Genomic DNA, 18331 nt, shown 5'->3' on the forward strand with positions numbered 1-18331 from the left:
GACCCAGCGCACCGACGAGGATAGTGGCATCGTCTCGCGCATCAAGAACATGTTCGACCGCGACTAGCGGCACAGACGCGGACACGACAGCACAGTCGATCGGCCGTTCTTCCGTCATCCCCGCTTTCTTGGGCCACACCAAACCCTGACAGCCTCAGCTACACGATTCCGCGTAGCAGCGACCCGAACACCGGCAACCCGATCGCCGCCCCGACGGTGAGGTAGACGATCGGTGCCATCTCGAGTACCTGCGCTGTCGCCCCACCCAGGCTGATCACGAACAGACCGAGGACGACGATGCCGAAGCCGGCCGCGGTGACCAGCGCTCGCCGGAACGTCGTCGAGACGAGTCCAACGAGCGCACCGCCGACGACGAGGCCGATCCAGTGGTGCCACGCGAATACGACGCCGAGTCCGGCGGCGAGGACGAGCGCGGAAGCTCGACGGCGCGGCGTCGTTCGAATGGACGCGAGTTCCTGTTCCACGCTGGCGGGGATGCCGTCGCCGCCGAGTGTGCTGGTCGGTGGCTCCAGTTCTGGGTCCGATTCCGGGTCTGGTTCTGGTCCCGATTTTCGGTCCGGTTCCGATCCCAAACTGTGTCTCGGCTCTGCGTCTGCGTCCACATCTCCGTTCCCGTTCACCACCGCGTTACCGTCTCGGTCCGCGTTCTGTCCTCCACTGTCGCCGTCATCCGATGTCGGCGTCATTGATCTCCCTCCGCGACAAACGAGACATCTGGCTCGCCATCGTCGACCGTACGATTCATCGGCTTCTGCTCGCCGTTTCGCCACTGATCGAACTGGTCGTCGTAGTGCGGCGAGAAGTAGTCACCCGAGTTCCCGCCGGGCAGGACTGCCGTCGCGTCACCGCCGGGTTCGACGACCATCCGCCAGCTTGCGCCGACTGCGGACTCGACGCGGTAGTTCTTGACCGTCGCCCGCGAGCCGTCCGTCGGTGCCGTCTCGTAGTCCAGAAACGGCGCTTCGACGGCGAAGGGGTGCTCGATCGTCCGCGTCGAGTTCCAGTCGCCGTAGCTCTCCCAGCCCTCGGCGTCGATTTCCGAACGGGCGTCCTCGAGTGCCGCGAGCATCGTCTCCGACTTCGAACGGTTGTCGAAGAACTCGCTGTCCGCCGAAAGCGTGGCGACGATCCAGTCGTTCGGATAGTACGACTCGTCGAGCCCCGCATCCTCGAACTCGTCCTCGAAGAGCTGGCGGTGGTAGTGGTCGAACCAGCGGGCGAACACGAGCGCGCCACGGGAGTCGCGGTCCATGCGCAAGTCCCAGTCTGCAAGCGTGTCCGCTGTGTCGTCGAACTCGTCCGTCTCGCTCGCTGCGAGTGCGTCGAGCAGCTCCGGTACCAACTGTTCAGCACGCCCGTCGTACGTATCGTTCTGCAGTTCGCGATGGAAGTCGAGGTCCGTCGGCTCGCCGCCCTCGAGTTGCTCGTCGAGGCGGTCGTAAATCCGCTCGCCCCGGTAGGGTGCCGCGTAGGCGACGCCGACGTAGTGTTCGGGGTCGTCAGCCACGCGCTGGTTCGCCGTCGCGAGCACGTCCGGATCGATCGCGTGCGGCTTCTCCTCGAAGGGGACGAAGCCGTCCCAGGAGGATTCGCCGAACGGCGTAAAGCCCTCCCACTCGCCCTCGCCCGCGGAGCCGTCGAAGATCTGATTACCGGATACCGGCTCGCCGTCCACCTCCCGAATCGGGAGTTTGCCCGTTGCGTAGTACATCGACCGCCCATCCGCGTCCGCGTAGACGAGATTCTGCGTGGGCAGGTCGAACTTTCGGGTGGACTCGAGTACCTCGTCCAGTCCGTCACTACGCTCGAACTCGTAGATCGCGTCGGTCGTCCGCGTGGCTGTGTGGCCGGTCCAGGCGACGCCGACGGTCTGGCCCTCGCGCTCGAGGACGGGGCCGTGAACGGTTTTCCGAATCGTCAGCGTCCGGTTCTCACCGCCCGCAACGGCGATTTCACGCTCTTCGGTGTCGAACTCGCGCCACTCGTCCTGATAGCGGTAGCGCTCGCCGTCCTCGTCGATGTCGTACTCGTAGCAGTCGAGGACGTCCGCGCCGACGTTGGTGAACGACCAGGTGCCGCTGTCGTTCGCGCCGGTGATGACGAACGGGACGCCGGGGAAGGTTGCCCCACGGACCGAGGTGTTGGGTGTCTCGACGTGCTGTTCGTACCACAGCGGCGGCGTCATCAGTGTGAGATGGGGGTCGTAGGCGACGATCGGGAGCCCACTCTCGGTGTGGTCGCCGGAAACGACCCAGCTGTTCGAGCCGACGCCGGGCGGTGATTCGAACTGCGAAAGCCAGCCGGTTAGTGCTGGACCGATGCTGGCGGTGGTGGTCGTGTCGGTTTCGCTGTCCTCGGGTGAGGAATTGCTAGCAGAACCGGCGGAACCAGACACCGGCGCAGTTGCCGTCGACACAGAACCGATCCCAGCAGATCCGCTGTCGCCAGTGTCTCCCCCACCGTTCTCGTCCAGCCGATCCGCGTCGATCTCCTCCCGGAGAATCGGCACATCGTGATCCAGCCGATCCGGATACAGTGCAGCCGCAACGTCGTCACCGAGCCGTTCCGCAATCATCGCCTCGCGGAGTTCGCCGAAATTGCCCGTCAGATCCCACGAAATCTGCTTCTCCATCAGCATCGAATCCACCGGCGTCCACGGCTCAGGTTCGGCTCCGAGCAGTTCGAACTCGAGTGGCAACTGCTCGTCCTCGATCACTGCGTTGACGCCATCGGCGTAGGCCTCGACCAGCGGGCTGGCTGGCGTGTCGGCCACGTGCTCCCAGGTTGCTTCGGCTGCGCCCGCAAAGTCCATGGCGACGTGGAACTCATCGTCTGCGAGCATCGCTTCGCCGACGAGTTCGGACACCTGCCCGCGCATAACTCGTCGCTGCAGGTCGAGCTGGAAGAGCCGGTCGAACGCCTGTGCGTAGCCGACGGCGAAGTAGGCCGCTTCCTCCTCGTCGGCGCTAATCGTCGGCACGCCGAACTCGTCGTAGTGGATGCTGGCCTCGCCGTGGGGGCTCTCGACGGTTTCTGGGAGTGTACGGTCGGCCGCGTCCCAGGCATCACCCGACAGGGGGGCAAACTGGTCGAGGAGGTCGTGGGCGTCGGTCAGCGCCAGCCCCCCGACACCGGCGGCGAGCACTCCGGCGAGAACGGTTCGCCGTGTGGTATCGTTCGTCACTACTCACTGCCTGTTTCCCGGGTTACATAAACACCCTGTGTTCCTCGAACTATAGTACCAACTGCAACTAGTTACACACTGATCGCACGTTCGCGGTTCTCGCTCAGTTCACTCGCTCCGAACCGCGCTGCCGCCGTGCGATCAGGTGTGCAGTGACTTGCAGTGGCTACTATAGACCAACGTACAAGATGAGACAACACTCTATCACGGAGGCATCGGACGGCGGTATTATGGATGATACGGAGGGGGTTCTTGCGTAATCAACGCAACAGTAGCGACACTATCACCGCAATCACAGAGCTGTCAATCGACTACGTTCACATAACTGATGGTGAAATAAGCAACTAGATTTGTACTAGGACAATCTAGGATTAGTTTTATTACTGACATCGTCGGCTCAGTATATGTGGTGATTGATAATGATGAACTCTAGGCTGATGCTGTCGTGCTGTCGTAAACCCACCACCAAAATACACATGACTCGTACCACCGAGACGATAGAAACCGACGGTTCACACCGTTCTCAATCGGATTCCCCGGGCAGGCCACTCGCAACGTGGAGTGGCACCAATGGAATCGAAGATGCGGGCGCGCCACTCGTTCCAGTGAGCACGATGAGCGACACGGCTACATCCTGCCCGCAAGTCACCGGGAGCATCTCGCTGAGGCGATCCCGAACCATCGTGCTAGAAGCCGAGTGTGACGCCCCACTCGTTCCGGATCTGCGGCCACTCGAACAGAACCGACGATCAAACACAAGCGACTATACCAGACAATGAACCCTTCAGAACTCGACGACGACGTTTATGCACGACGTATTGATAATCCCGCCGGCAGACAGTTTCGTGATCTGCTCGAATCACAATCGTACACGTTCGCCCCGGGCATTTACCACGCACTCGATGCCCGCCTGGCTGAAATGGCAGGGATCGATGCTGCATACATGAGCGGCTATTCGACTGTTCTCGGCCAGTTCGGCTTCCCCGATCTGGAGATGGTCACGATGACGGAGATGGTCGAAAACGCCAAACGAATGGTCGAGGCAACGAACCTGCCCGTAATCGCCGACTGTGATACCGGCTACGGCGGCATACACAACGTTCGCCGTGCCGTTCGTGAATACGAGAAAGCGGGTGTTGCTGCCGTCCATATCGAAGACCAGACTTCCCCAAAGCGCTGCGGTCACATCGCTGGGAAGCAGATTGTCGGCCGCGAGGAAGCCAGATCACGATTCGAAGCCGCGGTCGATGCGAAACAGAGTAAGGACACGGTCATCATCGCTCGAACCGACGCGTACGGGTCGGCCAACGGCGACTGGGAGGAACATCTCGAGCGAGGTCGTATCTACGCCGACGCCGGCGTCGACCTCGTCTGGCCCGAGATGCCGGATCCGTCTCGCGAGGATGCGATCAACTATGCCGAGACAATTCACGAGACACATCCTGACCTGGATCTTGCGTTTAATTATTCATCGTCGTTCGCGTGGAGCGAAGAGGACGATCCACTGACGTTTGCGGAACTTGGTTCGCTCGGCTATCGCTACATATTCATCACCCTCTATGGGCTTCACTCCGGGGCGCATGCCGTCTATGAGGACCTGATGAACATCGCCGAAAACGATGAAGCAGCACAGTTCGACCTCGAGAACCGATACCTCGGTCACGAGACCGAAAGCCACCACGAACTCTCGTTCGTCCCACGATACCAGGACATCGAGTCCGAGTTCGACCCAGATGCACGTGAGCGGATGGCGGAATCCGCGGGATTCAGCGAGGAGCACTCCGAGCCGCTCACGTCAGACACCAGCGACTAAAACAGTACCACTGCTCCCCTATGTCAATCCAGACTACCACTATGCGGTCTGACGGACAACACGATCGATCGTTCGTGCGAACGTTCTTCACCTCCCCAGCGGCGGTGGAGGGCGAGGCTGATTCCGCAAAGATGCTCCGGCGTGCGGTCCAGCTTCGCGGAATGCGCGCACCAGATGTGTGGGTTCCGGACAACGAGGACGCGACAGCCCCCTCGATGCGCGATGACGGTATCGAGAACATCGTCGACGTCGTCGCAGAGCACGGCGAATCGTTCCCCGGCGAGATCCATCCTCGAATCGTCTGGCACAGAGACCGACCCGACACCAGATACCAGGGACTCCAACAGATGCTGTACATCGCCGACCCCGAGAGGGGAGCCATCGAGTACATCGACGGCTTCGTCGTCCCGGAAGTTGGCGACATCGATGACTGGAAAAAAGCCGACGAGTGTCTCACCATCATCGAAAGCGAGTACGGCTTAGACGAAGGGAGACTGTCCATGTCCGTAATCGTTGAAAGTGGACAGGCAGAACTAGCGCTTGCAGACCTCCGCGACGAGATCGGAAAACCCACGAACAATCTCGAGCGCCTGTCTCTCCTCGTCGATGGCGAAGTCGACTACACGAAGGACATGCGAGCAATCACACCCACTGGAGAGTTACCTGCATGGCCGGAGCTACGGCACAACACCTCACGGAGTGCAAGTGCCAACGGGTTGATTGCAATCGACGGACCCTACGATGATATCCGGGATATCGACGGCTATCACGAGCGCATGACTGCCAACCAGGCGAAAGGAATGCTCGGCATCTGGGCGTTGACGCCTGAACAGGTGATCGAAGCGAATGCAGCTCCGCTTCCACCGAAAACCGGGACCTGGCTAATCGACGTGAACGGCCATGCAGTCGAACTCAACGCGGAAGACGATGTTCAGGTCTACGATGGCGAGCAACTGTCACTCGAGAAGATCGAGTCAGATCGCTACAGGCTCGGAGTCGGCTCTAACGAGCGAACGGTGTGCGATGATGAACTGCACGAAGAGCTTCTGCAGCTGACCGACTACGTCCCGAGTCTCAACGACATCGTGGATTCGATGGAAACCTTCGAAGAAGCCACCGAAGCCGGCACGGGTGCAATTGCGATGGATAACTCGACGACGCTCAGCATCGATGGGATCGAAGTGACGATCTCTGACGAGCGGATGTGGGATGAGGCAACGTACCAGGCATCCCAGACGCCGATCAGCCTGTTCCAGGATGTCTACGAGAATCGTCCAGATCAACGCGAGGAACTGCGGGAGATGTACGGCGAACACGTCGTGAAACGGGCGATGAACGTCGGCTAACACCGGTTCGTGGGTCGGATCCCTGAGCCGTGATCCCCAGGAATAAGTACTCGCAAGCGCGGATCGCTCTGTGAGACAGACGGCACTCGAGACGCTCACGAACAATTTCTAACGTACCAGCTATAACAATTTACACACTGACAGCACAACAGTTGTGCAGTGACGTGTAGTGGCTCCGATAGGGAACGCGGCCAGTAGCTAACACAATGTTATCTGGTTCGAACCCGAACTGCTATGGGGGACCAGTGTATAGGAACAGTTGAACAATGTCATCGCCCCAAACGAAGACCCACAACAAAGACACCAGTGCATGCCCTGTTATCCAGTCGCTCGAACAGATTGGCTCGCAGTGGCGACTGGCCGTCCTTCACGAACTGCTGGCCGGCGAACAGCGTTTTAACGAACTCAAGCGCTCGACCGGCGCAAACGCGCGAACGCTCTCACGCGTCTTAGACGACCTCGGCGAGATGGGGTTCGTCGAGCGCCGCATCGAGGAAGACGCCCCGATCGCGACCTACTACAGCCTCACCGACAAGGGCGAGTCACTCGAGCCAGTGTTCAACGAGATCGAGTGCTGGGCGGGGAGTTGGCTCGACGAAGACTGACCCGGGAGTGAGCAACCGGAAACGGGATCTAGAATCGAGAGTGCGTTTCGACTAAGTCACCGACCACGGGTCAGATGACCCGCAGAATCCTGCCTCAATCGCTGTTGAAACAGTCAGGAGGCACCGATCATGGTCTGTTGTCGTTCGTTACTAGTGATCACTCAGCGGAGGCGGTGGTCACCGGCAAAACGCGACACTGATCCGTATCAGCCGTCCATATCCAGTTCAACAAGCTGCAACGACCGGTCGAGATGACAGACCTCGTGTGGCGGGTCGCCGAGAATCTCGCTGATCCGGTATTCTTCGTCGAACGCCACGCTGTCAGGTTCGCAGAACTCGTGGCTCGGACACTCAACGTACGGACACGGCCCCGAGAGGCTCGCCTTGCTCCCTGCGAACGAGCCCTTGGAGGGAATGTTTGCGCGCACGGACGCGGGCTCGACTTCGACGGCACGGACACCACCGTCGTGCATGGCGCACTCGAGTGTCTGTGCGTTTTCGCGGACGGCGGTGACGCGGTATTTGGTGCCGGTATCGAGGTTGAGACACTGGCTCCGGTAGGGACAGCCCGCGCAGCCGTCGGCCTCGCCTTCATAGACGAATTCGGTTCCCGGATCGGCGAGGCGGGAGCCGATGAGCGTGACGGTGGTCATACCCTGGAGTATTCACCACTCGCGGTTAAGCCTCACGTCACTGGGGAGACGCCTATTCCGAATCACGTGCCGTAGACGATCCACGGCCCGTAAGCTCGTCCAACCGCTCGAAGTACTGCTCTCGGGGCACCTGATAGCACGCGCGGTAGTCGATGTCACCGGCGTCGAACTGTTCGGCGAGATCGACCGCCGCTGTGAGCGCTTCGCTCCGGGTCGGAAAGCTGGTGCCGCCCTCGAGTGTCACCTCGGGTTCGAGATAGAACGTGACGTACCAGTCGGTCTGGCCCGTCGTATCACTCGGGTTTTGCCCCGGGCGGCGAGTCCGCCTGCCGTGTGTGAGGTACAACGTCGGCAGACAGGGGGCGGGAAAGTCGTCGCCGTTGAACACGTCGGGCCGGTAAGCGAGGACGAGTCGGCCGTCCGCTCCCTCAGACCAGACGTCCCAGGAATCTGGCAGGGACTCGAGTGTGGTCATGGCTGCGGGTTGGTCAAGCGCCCCTAAAGGTTCGTCGTCACACCACGCAGTCCGATTCTCAGTGAGTGTGACGAGAGCGGGCACACATAGTGTCTAACGTATCACTGTTCCTAGGAGAGCGCGCGCGAGCAAACCACGGCAATGCAGGCCGAGAATTTACGTCGATAGTCGCGAAATGAGTGTCGTGGTATCAATCGACAGCGGTGCCTCTCGGCATGAGTTGCCGGTAGTTCACTTCTGACAAATACCTTTTGGGGCCAACGTTAAGTACCTGGATTACTCAATCATTAAATACTATCGGTATCCGTTCGACGGACCGATTTACCCACGCCCGATCGTGGAACGCCGTCGTGCGAGACTGAAGATACGGTCGTCTCGCACTGGTGCGTGGTGGTAGTTCGCACATGACACAACATACCGTCGTCGCCGGCGCTCGTCCGAGCGCGTCCCCACCGAGAAGCCCCGTCTCGGCTTGGAGGGAAGCCACGAGAGTCACCTGCGGGTCGACTGTGACTGGCAGTCGAGCCGTCGATGGACCACTGATGCAGGACCCACGCTGTTTCGTCGCCTCGTGCGTTTGCGAGACCGCTCGCGATCGCGATCACGGACCGACACCGACACTGACGACCGACGAACGTGACCAAATCGACGGGGATCCACAACTGGCAAGATATCATGACTGGTGACATCGAGACGCTCGAGGAACTGAGCGCGGAGTACAAGGAATCGATGCCCGCAGACCTGCGGGAGACCAAATCCTTCGACTGGTACTTAGAGGAGGTGTACGCAGATCCCAAAGTGACCCGCAACGCCCACCAACGCGTCGCGGACATGTTTGACTACTACGGCACCACCTACGACGAGACAGAGGGTGTCGTCGAGTATCAGCTAGCGAGTGAAGACCCGCTAAACGACGGTGAGAACACCTTCTACGGAAAGGTGATCCACCAGTCGATTCACGAGTTCGTGAACAAGGTGAAATCTGGTGCCCGCCGCTTGGGTCCCGAACGGCGTATTAAGCTCCTGCTCGGCCCGGTCGGGTCGGGGAAGTCTCACTTCGACAAGCAGGTCCGGGAGTACTTCGAGGACTACACGCTCCACGAGGAGGGTCGAATGTACACCTTCCGCTGGACGAACCTCTGTGACGTCATCAAGGACCAGGACCCTGCCGACGACACTGTTCGCTCGCCGATGAATCAGGATCCGCTCGTTCTCCTGCCACGCGAGCAGCGCCAGCGCGTGATCGACGACATCAACGAGCGCCTCGACGCACCCTATACGATCCAGAACGAGCAGTCGCTCGACCCCGAGAGCGAGTTCTACATGGACAGGCTGCTCGCCTACTACGACGACGACCTCCAGCAGGTACTCGAAAACCACATCGAGATCATTCGCTTCGTCGCCGACGAGAACAAGCGCCAGGGACTCGAAACGTTCGAGCCCAAGGACAAGAAGAACCAGGACGAGACCGAACTGACGGGCGACGTCAACTACTCGAAGATCGCCATCTACGGCGAGTCCGACCCGCGTGCGTTCGATTACTCGGGTGCGTTCTGTAACGCGAACCGCGGTATCTTCTCCGGTGAGGAACTCCTCAAACTGCAACGCGAGTTCCTCTATGACTTCCTGCACGCCACCCAGGAGCAGACGATCAAGCCGAAGAACAACCCGCGGATCGACATCGACCAGGTGATCGTCGGCCGGACGAACATGCCCGAGTACAAGGACAAGAAGGGCGACGAGAAGATGGAGGCGTTCAACGACCGTACGAAGCGGATCGACTTCCCGTACGTCCTCTCCTACGAGGACGAGTCGATGATCTACGAGAAGATGCTGAACAACGCCGACGTGCCGGACATCAACGTCGAACCCCACACGCTCGAGATGGCCGGCCTCTTCGGTGTCCTCACCCGCATCGAGGAACCCGACGCGGAGACGGTCGACCTCCTCTCGAAGGCGAAAGCCTACAACGGTGAAATCGATGAGGGTGACGATATCGACGTGAAGAAGCTCCGTGATGAAGCCGAGCAGAAGGCCGAAATCGGCGAAGGCATGGTCGGCGTCTCGCCCCGGTTCATCGGTGACGAGATCGCGGAGGCGATCATGGACTCCAAACACCGCTCGCGCGGGTTCCTCTCGCCGCTGACGGTGTTCAACTTCTTCGAGGAGAACCTAGAGCACCACGGCTCCATCCCCGAGGACAACTTCGAGACGTACTACCGCTACTTGGAGACGGTCCGTGAGGAGTACAAGGAGCGCGCCATCGAGGACGTCCGCCACGCGCTCGCCTACGACTTAGACGAGATCCAGCGCCAGGGCGAGAAGTACATGGACCACGTGATGGCCTACATCGACGACGACACGATCGAGGACGAGCTCACGGGCCGCGAGCAGGAACCCGACGAGACGTTCCTGCGCTCGGTCGAGGAGAAACTCGACATCCCCGAAGACCGCAAGGAGGACTTCCGTCAGGAAGTGAGCAATTGGGTCAGCCGCCGGGCGCGCGAGGGTGAGGCGTTCAACCCACAGGACAACGAGCGCCTGCGCCGCGCCCTAGAGCGCAAGCTCTGGGAGGACAAGAAGCACAACATCAACTTCTCGGCACTGGTGTCGGCCAACGAGTTCGACGACGACGAACGCTCCGCCTGGATCGACGCGCTGATGGAACAGGGCTACTCCGAGGACGGTGCCAAGGAGGTACTCGAGTTCGCCGGCGCGGAGGTCGCCAAGGCAGAGATGGAAGACTAATATGACCGGGAGCGACTACGTCACCGAGGCCGACCGCGAACTCGAGGAGACCTACGAGGAGCCGATGGCGCTCGCGGCGTACGTCGACCGGATCTTCGAGAACCCGACGATTGCGTCTCATGCCTCGAAGTATCTGCTCGAGGCGATCGAAGCGGCCGGTACCCGTACGGTAGTCGAGGAAGGCGAAGAGAAGGAGCGCTACCGCTTCTTCGACGATCCGCACAACAACGGCGAGCACGCCATCCTGGGCAACACAGAGGTGTTGAACGGGTTCGTTGACGATCTGCGCTCGATCGCCGCCGGCCGGGCGAAAGACGAGAAAATAATCTGGTTCGAGGGGCCGACAGCGACGGGCAAGTCCGAACTCAAACGCTGTCTCGTCAACGGTCTCAGGGAGTACTCGAAGACGCCAGAGGGTCGCCGGTACACCATCGAGTGGAACGTCGCCACAGCCGAGACGAGCGACCGCAGCCTGAGCTACGGCGTCGATCCAACGGCGGGAGACGACCAGAACTGGTACCAGAGCCCCGTCCAGTCCCACCCGCTGTCGGTCTTTCCGGAGCAGGTCCGCTCGCAGGTGCTCGCCGATCTGAACGAGCAACTCGAGGACCACGTTCCGGTTCGGATCGACACTGAGCTCGACCCGTTCTCCCGGGAGGCGTACGATTTCCTGGAGGAGCGCTACCGTCGCGAGGGCAGCGAGGAGCTGTTCTCGGCGATCGCCGACAGCGAGCACCTGCGGGTGAAGAACTACGTCGTCGATATCGGGCAGGGTGTCGGCGTGCTGCATTCGGAGGACGAGGGCCGGCCAAAAGAGCGTCTCGTCGGCTCCTGGATGCACGGCATGCTCCAGGAACTGGACTCGCGCGGCCGGAAGAACCCGCAGGCGTTCAGCTACGACGGCGTGCTGTCGCAGGGCAACGGCGTCCTCACCATCGTTGAGGACGCGGCCCAGCACGCCGACCTGCTGCAGAAGCTGCTGAACGTCCCCGACGAACAGTCCGTCAAACTGGACAAGGGAATCGGGATGGACGTGGACACCCAGTTGCTCATCATCTCGAACCCCGACCTCGAGGCCCAACTGAACCAGCACGCCGACCGCAACGGCATGGACCCGCTGAAGGCGCTCAAACGACGGCTCGACAAGCACCGCTTTGGCTACCTGACGAACCTCAGCCTCGAAACCGAACTTATCCGCCGCGAACTGACCAACGAGACCGAGGTCTGGGAGGCCGACAGCTACGACGAACTCGAGGAGCGCATCCGCGAGCCGGTGCGGGCGACGATCAAAAGCCAGGACGGCGAGACGCGAACGCGCGAGTTCGCCCCGCACGCTATCGAGGCAGCGGCCCTGTACGCCGTCGTGACCCGCCTCGACGAGGAGGACCTGCCGAACGGGCTCGACCTGGTCGACAAGGCGCTGATCTACGATCAGGGCTACCTGCAGGAGGGCGACACCCGCCGCGAGAAAGAGGAGTTCGACTTCGACGACGACGGTCACGACGGCGACCATGGCATCCCGGTCACCTACACCCGCGATACCCTCGCCGAGTTGCTCCAGACAGAACGGGACCGCCACCACACCGATCTGTCCGTCGAGGATGTCGTCATGCCCCGCGATGTACTAAACGCGATGGCCGAGGGGATGGCGAACGCGCCAGTGTTCTCGACCGGCGAACGCTCGGAGTTCGAGAACCGCGTCGTCCCGGTCAAGAACTACATCTTCGACCGCCAAGAGTCAGACGTCATCGAGGCAATCATGCACGAGAAGCGGGTCGACGAGGAGACCGTCGGCGAGTACGTCGAACAGGTCTACGCCTGGGAGACCGACGAACCGCTGTACAACGACCGTGGCGAACAGGTCGAGCCCGATCCGCTGAAGATGAAGCTGTTCGAAATCGAGCACCTCGGCCGGTTCTCCGAGGACGAGTACCAGGGGAACCTCCCCCGGGAGAGCGTCCGAAACTTCCGCCGTGAGAAGGTGATCAACTCCCTGAATCGCCACGCCTGGGAGCACCGCGACGAGGACTTCTCGGTGGCCGACGTGGATCTGACGGCGATCCCCGTGATCAAGTCGGTCCTGGAGAGTCACGACTGGGACGACGTGAGTCGGACCTTCGAGGACTTCGACCCGCGCCAGTGGGACGACCCGCCGAGCGGGACCGAGACGGCGTCCGTCAAAGAGAACACGATCCAGACCATGGTGGCGGAGTTCGATTACTCCGAGGCGTCGGCCGAACTGACCAGCAGACACGTCATGGGACAGGTGAGCTACAGATGGGACTGAGAGGGATGACTAATCAGGAGGTGCAAGCATGGGATTAAGAGACGACCTCGAACGATTCCGTGAGGTTGGCGAACAGCGCCGCGAGGATCTGGCCGACTTCATCCAGTACGGTGAACTCGGAAGCGGCCGACCCGACCAGATCAACATTCCGGTCAAGATTGTCTCCTTGCCCGAGTTCGAGTACGATCAGCGCGATCAGGGTGGCGTCGGACAGGGTGAAGACGGCACCCCACAGCCCGGCCAGCCGGTCGGTCAGCCACAGCCCCAGCCGGGCGACGACGACGGTGATGGCGACGAACCCGGCGATGAGGGTGGCGAGCACGAGTACTACGAGATGGACCCCGAGGAGTTCGCCGAAGAACTCGACGAGGAGCTCGGACTCGACCTTGAGCCGAAGGGGAAACGCGTTATCGAAGAGAAGGAGGGACCGTTCACCGACCTCACCCGAACTGGACCGGACAGTACGCTCGACTTCGAGCGGATGTTCAAGGAGGGGCTCAAGCGCAAGCTTGCGATGGACTTCGACGAGGAGTTCCTCAAAGAACTCTGCAAGGTCGAGGGCATCACGCCGCGAGACGTCTTCGAGTGGGCCCGCGGCGAGAATATCCCCGTCTCGATGGCCTGGATCGAGGAAGCCTACAGCGACGTTTCCGAGCCCGAGCGGGGCACGTGGGGTTCAATCTCAGAAGTCGAGGCAAACGTCGAACGCGAGAGCGTCCAACAGCAGATCCGACGCGAAGGGATCAGACACGTCCCCTTCCGCCGCGAGGACGAACGCTACCGCTACCCCGAAATCATCGAGGAGAAGGAGAAAAACGTCGTCGTGGTCAACATCCGCGACGTTTCCGGCTCGATGCGCGAAAAGAAACGCGAACTCGTCGAACGAACCTTCACCCCGCTCGACTGGTACCTCCAGGGCAAGTACGACAACGCCGAGTTCGTCTACATCGCCCACGACGCCGAGGCCTGGGCGGTCGAACGCGACGACTTCTTTGGCATCCGCTCCGGCGGCGGCACGAAGATCTCGAGTGCGTACGATCTCGCCGCCGAGTTGCTGGAGGAGTACCCCTGGAGCGACTGGAACCGCTACGTCTTCGCGGCGGGTGACTCCGAGAACTCGAGTAACGACACCGAAGAGCGCGTGATCCCGATGATGGAACAGATCCCCGCGAACCTCCACGCCTACGTGGAGACTCAGCCAAGCGGGAACGCGATCAACGCCACCCACGCCGAGGAACTCGAGCGCCACTTCGGCACCGATGCCGACGACGTGGCGATCGCGTACGTCAACGATGCTGACGACGTGACCGACGCGATCTACGAGATTCTCAGCACGGAGAGTGAATCAGATGAGTAAGCGCAACACCAACGCCGACAGATTCCGCAAACAGGCGATCGCGACCGAACTCGAGGAGCCGGTCACCGAGGCCCGCAACTTAGCGATAAAACTCGGCCTTGAGCCGTATCCGGTCAACTACTGGATCATCGACTACGACGAGATGAACGAACTCATCGCCTACGGCGGATTCCAGTCGCGGTACCCACACTGGCGGTGGGGAATGCAGTACGACCGCCAACAAAAGCAGGGCCAGTACGGCGGCGGCAAGGCCTTCGAGATCGTCAACAACGACAACCCGGCCCACGCATTCCTCCAGGAGTCGAACACCATCGCCGACCAGAAGGCCGTCATCACCCACGTCGAGGCCCACTCGGACTTCTTCGCGAAGAACGAGTGGTTCGGCCTCTTCACCAGCGGCCGCGCCGACGAAGAGCAAGTCAACGCCGCAGCCATGCTCGAGCGCCACGCCCGGGCGATCGACGAGTACATGTCCGATCCCGAAATCGACCGCGCCGAGGTCGAGAAGTGGATCGACCACTGTCTCAGTCTGGAGGACAACATCGACCAGCACCAGGTGTTCGAACGACGGCTCGACGTCGACGGCCCCGCGGTGACGGCCGACCTCGACGAGGACCTCGCCGAAAAACTCGACGAGCTCGAGCTCTCCGACGAGATCAAGGGTGAGGTGTTCGACGAAGAGTGGCTCGAACGCCTCGAAGACGAGGACGGCGGCGTCACGTTCCCCGAGGTGCCCCAGAAGGACGTCCTCGCGTTCGTCCGTGAACATGGCAAGCAGTACGATCCCGATGCCGAGCGCGCCGTCGAGATGGAAGAGTGGCAACGGGACGTGCTCGACATGATGCGCGCCGAGGCGTACTACTTCGCCGCCCAGAAGATGACCAAGGTCATGAACGAGGGCTGGGCCGCCTACTGGGAGTCGACGATGATGACCGACGAGGGCTTCGCCGGCGCAGACGAGTTCATGAACTACGCCGACCACATGGCGAAGGTGCTCGCCTCCGGCGGCCTCAACCCCTACAGCCTCGGCATGGAGCTGTGGGAGTACGTCGAGAACACGACGAACCGCCAGGAGGTCCTAGAGCACTTGCTCCGCGTCGAGGGTCTCTCCTGGCGTAACCTGACGGACGTTGTCGACTTCGACGACGTACGCGACCAGCTCGAGCCGCCCACCGAAATCGACTCGATCACGTCGGAGACGATCGACGACCTCGCGAGCGCGGACGTGCCCGACGAGTGGCTCGACCACGAGGCACTCGAGTTGGCTCGCGAGGACGAGATCGACGTTGACCGCTACCCCTGGAAGGTGCTCACCTACGAGGGGCTCGCACGCCGTCACTACTCGCTCGTCAAGCGCCAGAACCGTGGGTTCCTTTCGCGAGTGAATCAGAACGAACTCGAGCGCATCGGGCGATACCTGTTCGACGACGCCCGTTATTCGTCGGTCGAAGAGGCGCTCGCCGAAGTCGACTACACTGCGGGCTGGGATCGGCTCTTCGACGTGCGCGAGAGCCACAACGACGTGACGTTCTTAGACGAGTTCCTCACGCAGGAGTTCATCACGGAGAACAACTACTTCACCTACGAGCATTCGAAGGCGACGGGCCAGTTCCACGTTGCAAGCGACGCCGCCGAAGATGTCAAGAAGAAACTCCTGTTGCAGTTTACCAACTTCGGCAAGCCGACGATTGCGGTCTACGATGGCAACTACAACAACGCGAACGAACTACTGTTGGGCCACCAGTACAACGGCGTGATGCTCGATCTCGGGAAAGCGACGGAGACGCTGAAGCGCATCTTCGAACTCTGGGGTCGGCCGGTGAACCTGCTGACGATCGTCAAGGAGGTCAACGAGCACGATATCGAGGTCGCAAAGCGGCGGAACCGCGAGCCCGAGGCCGAAGAACAGGGCAAGCTCATCCGCTACGACGGCGAGGAAGTGACGACTGAGGACGTGCGCTGGGACACAGTCGAACACCTCGCAGCCGATGACGTGGATTACGACACGAAGCCGGAGGACTGGCTGGCCTGAAGGAAGCGGTCGGTATGGTAGTACCTGATAGTGTGGTTGTATGGTCCTGCGCCGCTGTTGTCTGGTTTTGCGCCTGTTCAGCATATAATACCATCCAATAATCATACTCTCTGCTGCTGGTTAGTGGCGATTGTGCACACGCATCACCCGACATTTATATGACAAGCCGTTGCCGTCCTCTGTAACTATGATGTCCACGAATAAACAGGAGATAGTGCCTCCACAACGGGAGACGATAGAACTAGCGGGCTTTGAATCACGACAAGAGTATCTTGTCTCCTACACGGAGGGAGGATATGGCAGTCAGTAACGCCGTGGGTTTCTCGGCAATCGATACCGATCAGAACAAAGACCTCCGCGTCGACTGCTATGTTCGCTCTACCGTTCCTGCTTCCATCACTGAGACGATTAAGGCAACCATCGGACGCCTCCAACGCCTCTGTGAGGATGGACCCATTACCAACTATCAAGTCCTCCAGTGGCCCCCAGCGCACCGTTCGGCTACCGAGACGAATAGGGAAAACGATGTCACGCGCGACGAGCTCATGACCGAGTTCGAAAACTGGAGCGAACAGCACGGCGTCACGCTCGAGCCAGCGTTCCGTCGAGAAGGAGTTCCAACGTCGCCGTTCGGAATCGGATCCAATGCGCCGCATGAACGGGTTCGAGTTCCGCTTGTGGCGCTGGCGATTTACGAGGAACGAACGAACGCCGATACAGATGGCGGATCAGAGTCGCTTCGAGGGGTCGTCCCGCATACGGAACGGTCCCAGGTGGGGGAAGAGCGGACGTACACTGTCGATAGCTGGCTTTCCGAAGTCGAAACGGATATGGGAGAAAGTGCCGCATGGCCCGCCCAACACGATCAGACAACAATGCTGGAGGAGCAGCTATGACGGTCGAACTCGCCGAACAGCCGGCCAATCTGGAACTTCCTCCTCGACAGCCGCTCGCAGGACGGACGTGTCTGGTGACCGGTGCCTCGCGGGGTATCGGGTGCGGTGTCGCCCGCGAACTGGGACGATACGGAGCGACCGTCGTTGTCAATTATCGATCCTCTAAAGAAGCGGCCAACGAGGTTGCCGATACAATTACTACAGCTGACACGGAGGGAACTGCACATCCGGTCCAGGCTGACGTTACCGATCGCGACGAAATTGAAACGATGCGCGAGGTGGTTCACAATGCGTTCGGTCCAATCGACGTACTCGTCAATAACGCGGGGATCACATGCGATCGCACATTCGCCAATATGACTGCTGATGACTGGCACCGCGTGATTGATGTCTCGCTGCACGGGACGTTTAACTGTACCCAAGCGTTCTACGACGACCTCAAGACTGCCGACGACGGTCGAATCATCAACATCTCGAGCGTAATCGGCAAACAAGGAAACATCGGCCAGGCGAACTACGCAGCGGCGAAAAGCGGTTTGTTCGGGTTTACTCGTTCACTTGCACTCGAGTTGGCAGGTTCTGGAACGACAGCCAATTGTATCGCACCCGGCTTCACCCGGACGGAGATGGTCGAGGCTATTCCGGAGGAGGTTCAGGATCAGCTTTGCGACGAGATTCCGCTCGAGCGATTCGCTGACGTGGACGAAATCGCTGGGATCGTCCGCTATCTTGCCAGCGAACAATCGAACTACATCACTGGCGAAGTGATCGATGTCAACGGAGGACTCGACCTTTGACGCCCTTCTCGTCCTAAGTGGCGAGGACCACTTTGCAAGACAGCAGGTCAGTCCCGTGCCCTCGAAGCGATGTCTTGCCTGCCAGACGGAGTCAAACGAAAACGATACTGTGTTCGT

13 protein-coding genes are annotated in these 18331 nt (G+C 60.6%); 9 read left to right on the forward strand and 4 right to left on the reverse strand.

All coding sequences use genetic code 11. From position 1 onward, the window contains the following. Nucleotides 1–158: 158 nt before the first annotated feature. On the reverse strand, nt 159–707 hold the full coding sequence (locus tag C482_RS09720; protein ID WP_006167419.1) for a hypothetical protein: 549 nt from the start codon (nt 705–707) through the stop codon (nt 159–161). Beyond that, on the reverse strand, nt 704–3205 hold the full coding sequence (locus tag C482_RS09725) for a penicillin acylase family protein (protein ID WP_006167420.1): 2502 nt from the start codon (nt 3203–3205) through the stop codon (nt 704–706). The genes C482_RS09720 and C482_RS09725 overlap by 4 nt, the downstream gene beginning before the upstream one ends. A 775-nt stretch (nt 3206–3980) precedes the next feature. On the opposite strand from C482_RS09725, the gene aceA reads away from it, so the two are divergent. The 3 genes from aceA to C482_RS09740 all read left to right on the forward strand — a co-directional run bounded on the left by aceA (nt 3981) and on the right by C482_RS09740 (nt 6969). Beyond that, complete coding sequence (gene aceA, locus C482_RS09730; protein WP_006167421.1) at nt 3981–5018, forward strand: isocitrate lyase; 1038 nt, start codon at nt 3981–3983, stop codon at nt 5016–5018. A gap of 41 nt (nt 5019–5059) precedes the next feature. Further along, the gene (aceB, locus tag C482_RS09735) at nt 5060–6364 is read left to right on the forward strand and encodes a malate synthase AceB (RefSeq protein WP_006167422.1); all 1305 of its coding nucleotides are present in this window, start codon (nt 5060–5062) and stop codon (nt 6362–6364) included. A 266-nt stretch (nt 6365–6630) separates the two neighbouring features. Further along, the gene (locus tag C482_RS09740) at nt 6631–6969 is read left to right on the forward strand and encodes a winged helix-turn-helix transcriptional regulator (RefSeq protein WP_006167423.1); all 339 of its coding nucleotides are present in this window, start codon (nt 6631–6633) and stop codon (nt 6967–6969) included. Between the two features lie 206 nt (nt 6970–7175). On the opposite strand, the gene C482_RS09745 is transcribed toward C482_RS09740, so the two are convergent. Together C482_RS09745 and C482_RS09750 are read right to left on the reverse strand one after the other, a co-directional pair. Further along, nucleotides 7176–7622, reverse strand: a complete 447-nt coding sequence (locus tag C482_RS09745) for a UPF0179 family protein (RefSeq protein ID WP_006167424.1) — start codon at nt 7620–7622, stop codon at nt 7176–7178. Nucleotides 7623–7674: 52 nt separating this feature from the next. Further along, nucleotides 7675–8097, reverse strand: coding sequence for a DUF5820 family protein (locus C482_RS09750; RefSeq protein WP_006167425.1), 423 nt, complete (start codon nt 8095–8097; stop codon nt 7675–7677). Nucleotides 8098–8772: 675 nt separating this feature from the next. Between C482_RS09750 and C482_RS09755 the strand changes: the two genes are divergently transcribed. The 6 genes from C482_RS09755 (at nt 8773) to C482_RS09780 (ending at nt 18214) form a co-directional block, all read left to right on the forward strand. Next, nucleotides 8773–10845, forward strand: coding sequence for a PrkA family serine protein kinase (locus C482_RS09755; protein WP_006167426.1), 2073 nt, complete (start codon nt 8773–8775; stop codon nt 10843–10845). Nucleotide 10846: 1 nt separating this feature from the next. Continuing rightward, on the forward strand, nt 10847–13132 hold the full coding sequence (locus C482_RS09760) for a PrkA family serine protein kinase (RefSeq protein ID WP_006167427.1): 2286 nt from the start codon (nt 10847–10849) through the stop codon (nt 13130–13132). 28 nt (nt 13133–13160) lie between these two features. Further along, entirely contained in the window at nt 13161–14489 is a 1329-nt protein-coding gene (locus C482_RS09765; protein WP_006167428.1) for a YeaH/YhbH family protein, read from the forward strand. Beyond that, nucleotides 14482–16521: a SpoVR family protein gene (locus C482_RS09770; RefSeq protein ID WP_006167429.1), complete on the forward strand. Its 2040-nt coding sequence runs from the start codon at nt 14482–14484 to the stop codon at nt 16519–16521. The genes C482_RS09765 and C482_RS09770 overlap by 8 nt, the downstream gene beginning before the upstream one ends. Before the next feature lie 296 nt (nt 16522–16817). Continuing rightward, on the forward strand, nt 16818–17417 hold the full coding sequence (locus tag C482_RS09775; protein WP_006167430.1) for an HTH domain-containing protein: 600 nt from the start codon (nt 16818–16820) through the stop codon (nt 17415–17417). Beyond that, complete coding sequence (locus tag C482_RS09780; protein ID WP_006167431.1) at nt 17414–18214, forward strand: beta-ketoacyl-ACP reductase; 801 nt, start codon at nt 17414–17416, stop codon at nt 18212–18214. Before C482_RS09775 ends, C482_RS09780 begins: the two co-directional genes overlap by 4 nt. The last annotated feature ends 117 nt before the right edge of the window (nt 18215–18331 follow it).

Source organism: Natrialba chahannaoensis JCM 10990 (assembly GCF_000337135.1).
Taxonomy (GTDB): domain Archaea; phylum Halobacteriota; class Halobacteria; order Halobacteriales; family Natrialbaceae; genus Natrialba; species Natrialba chahannaoensis.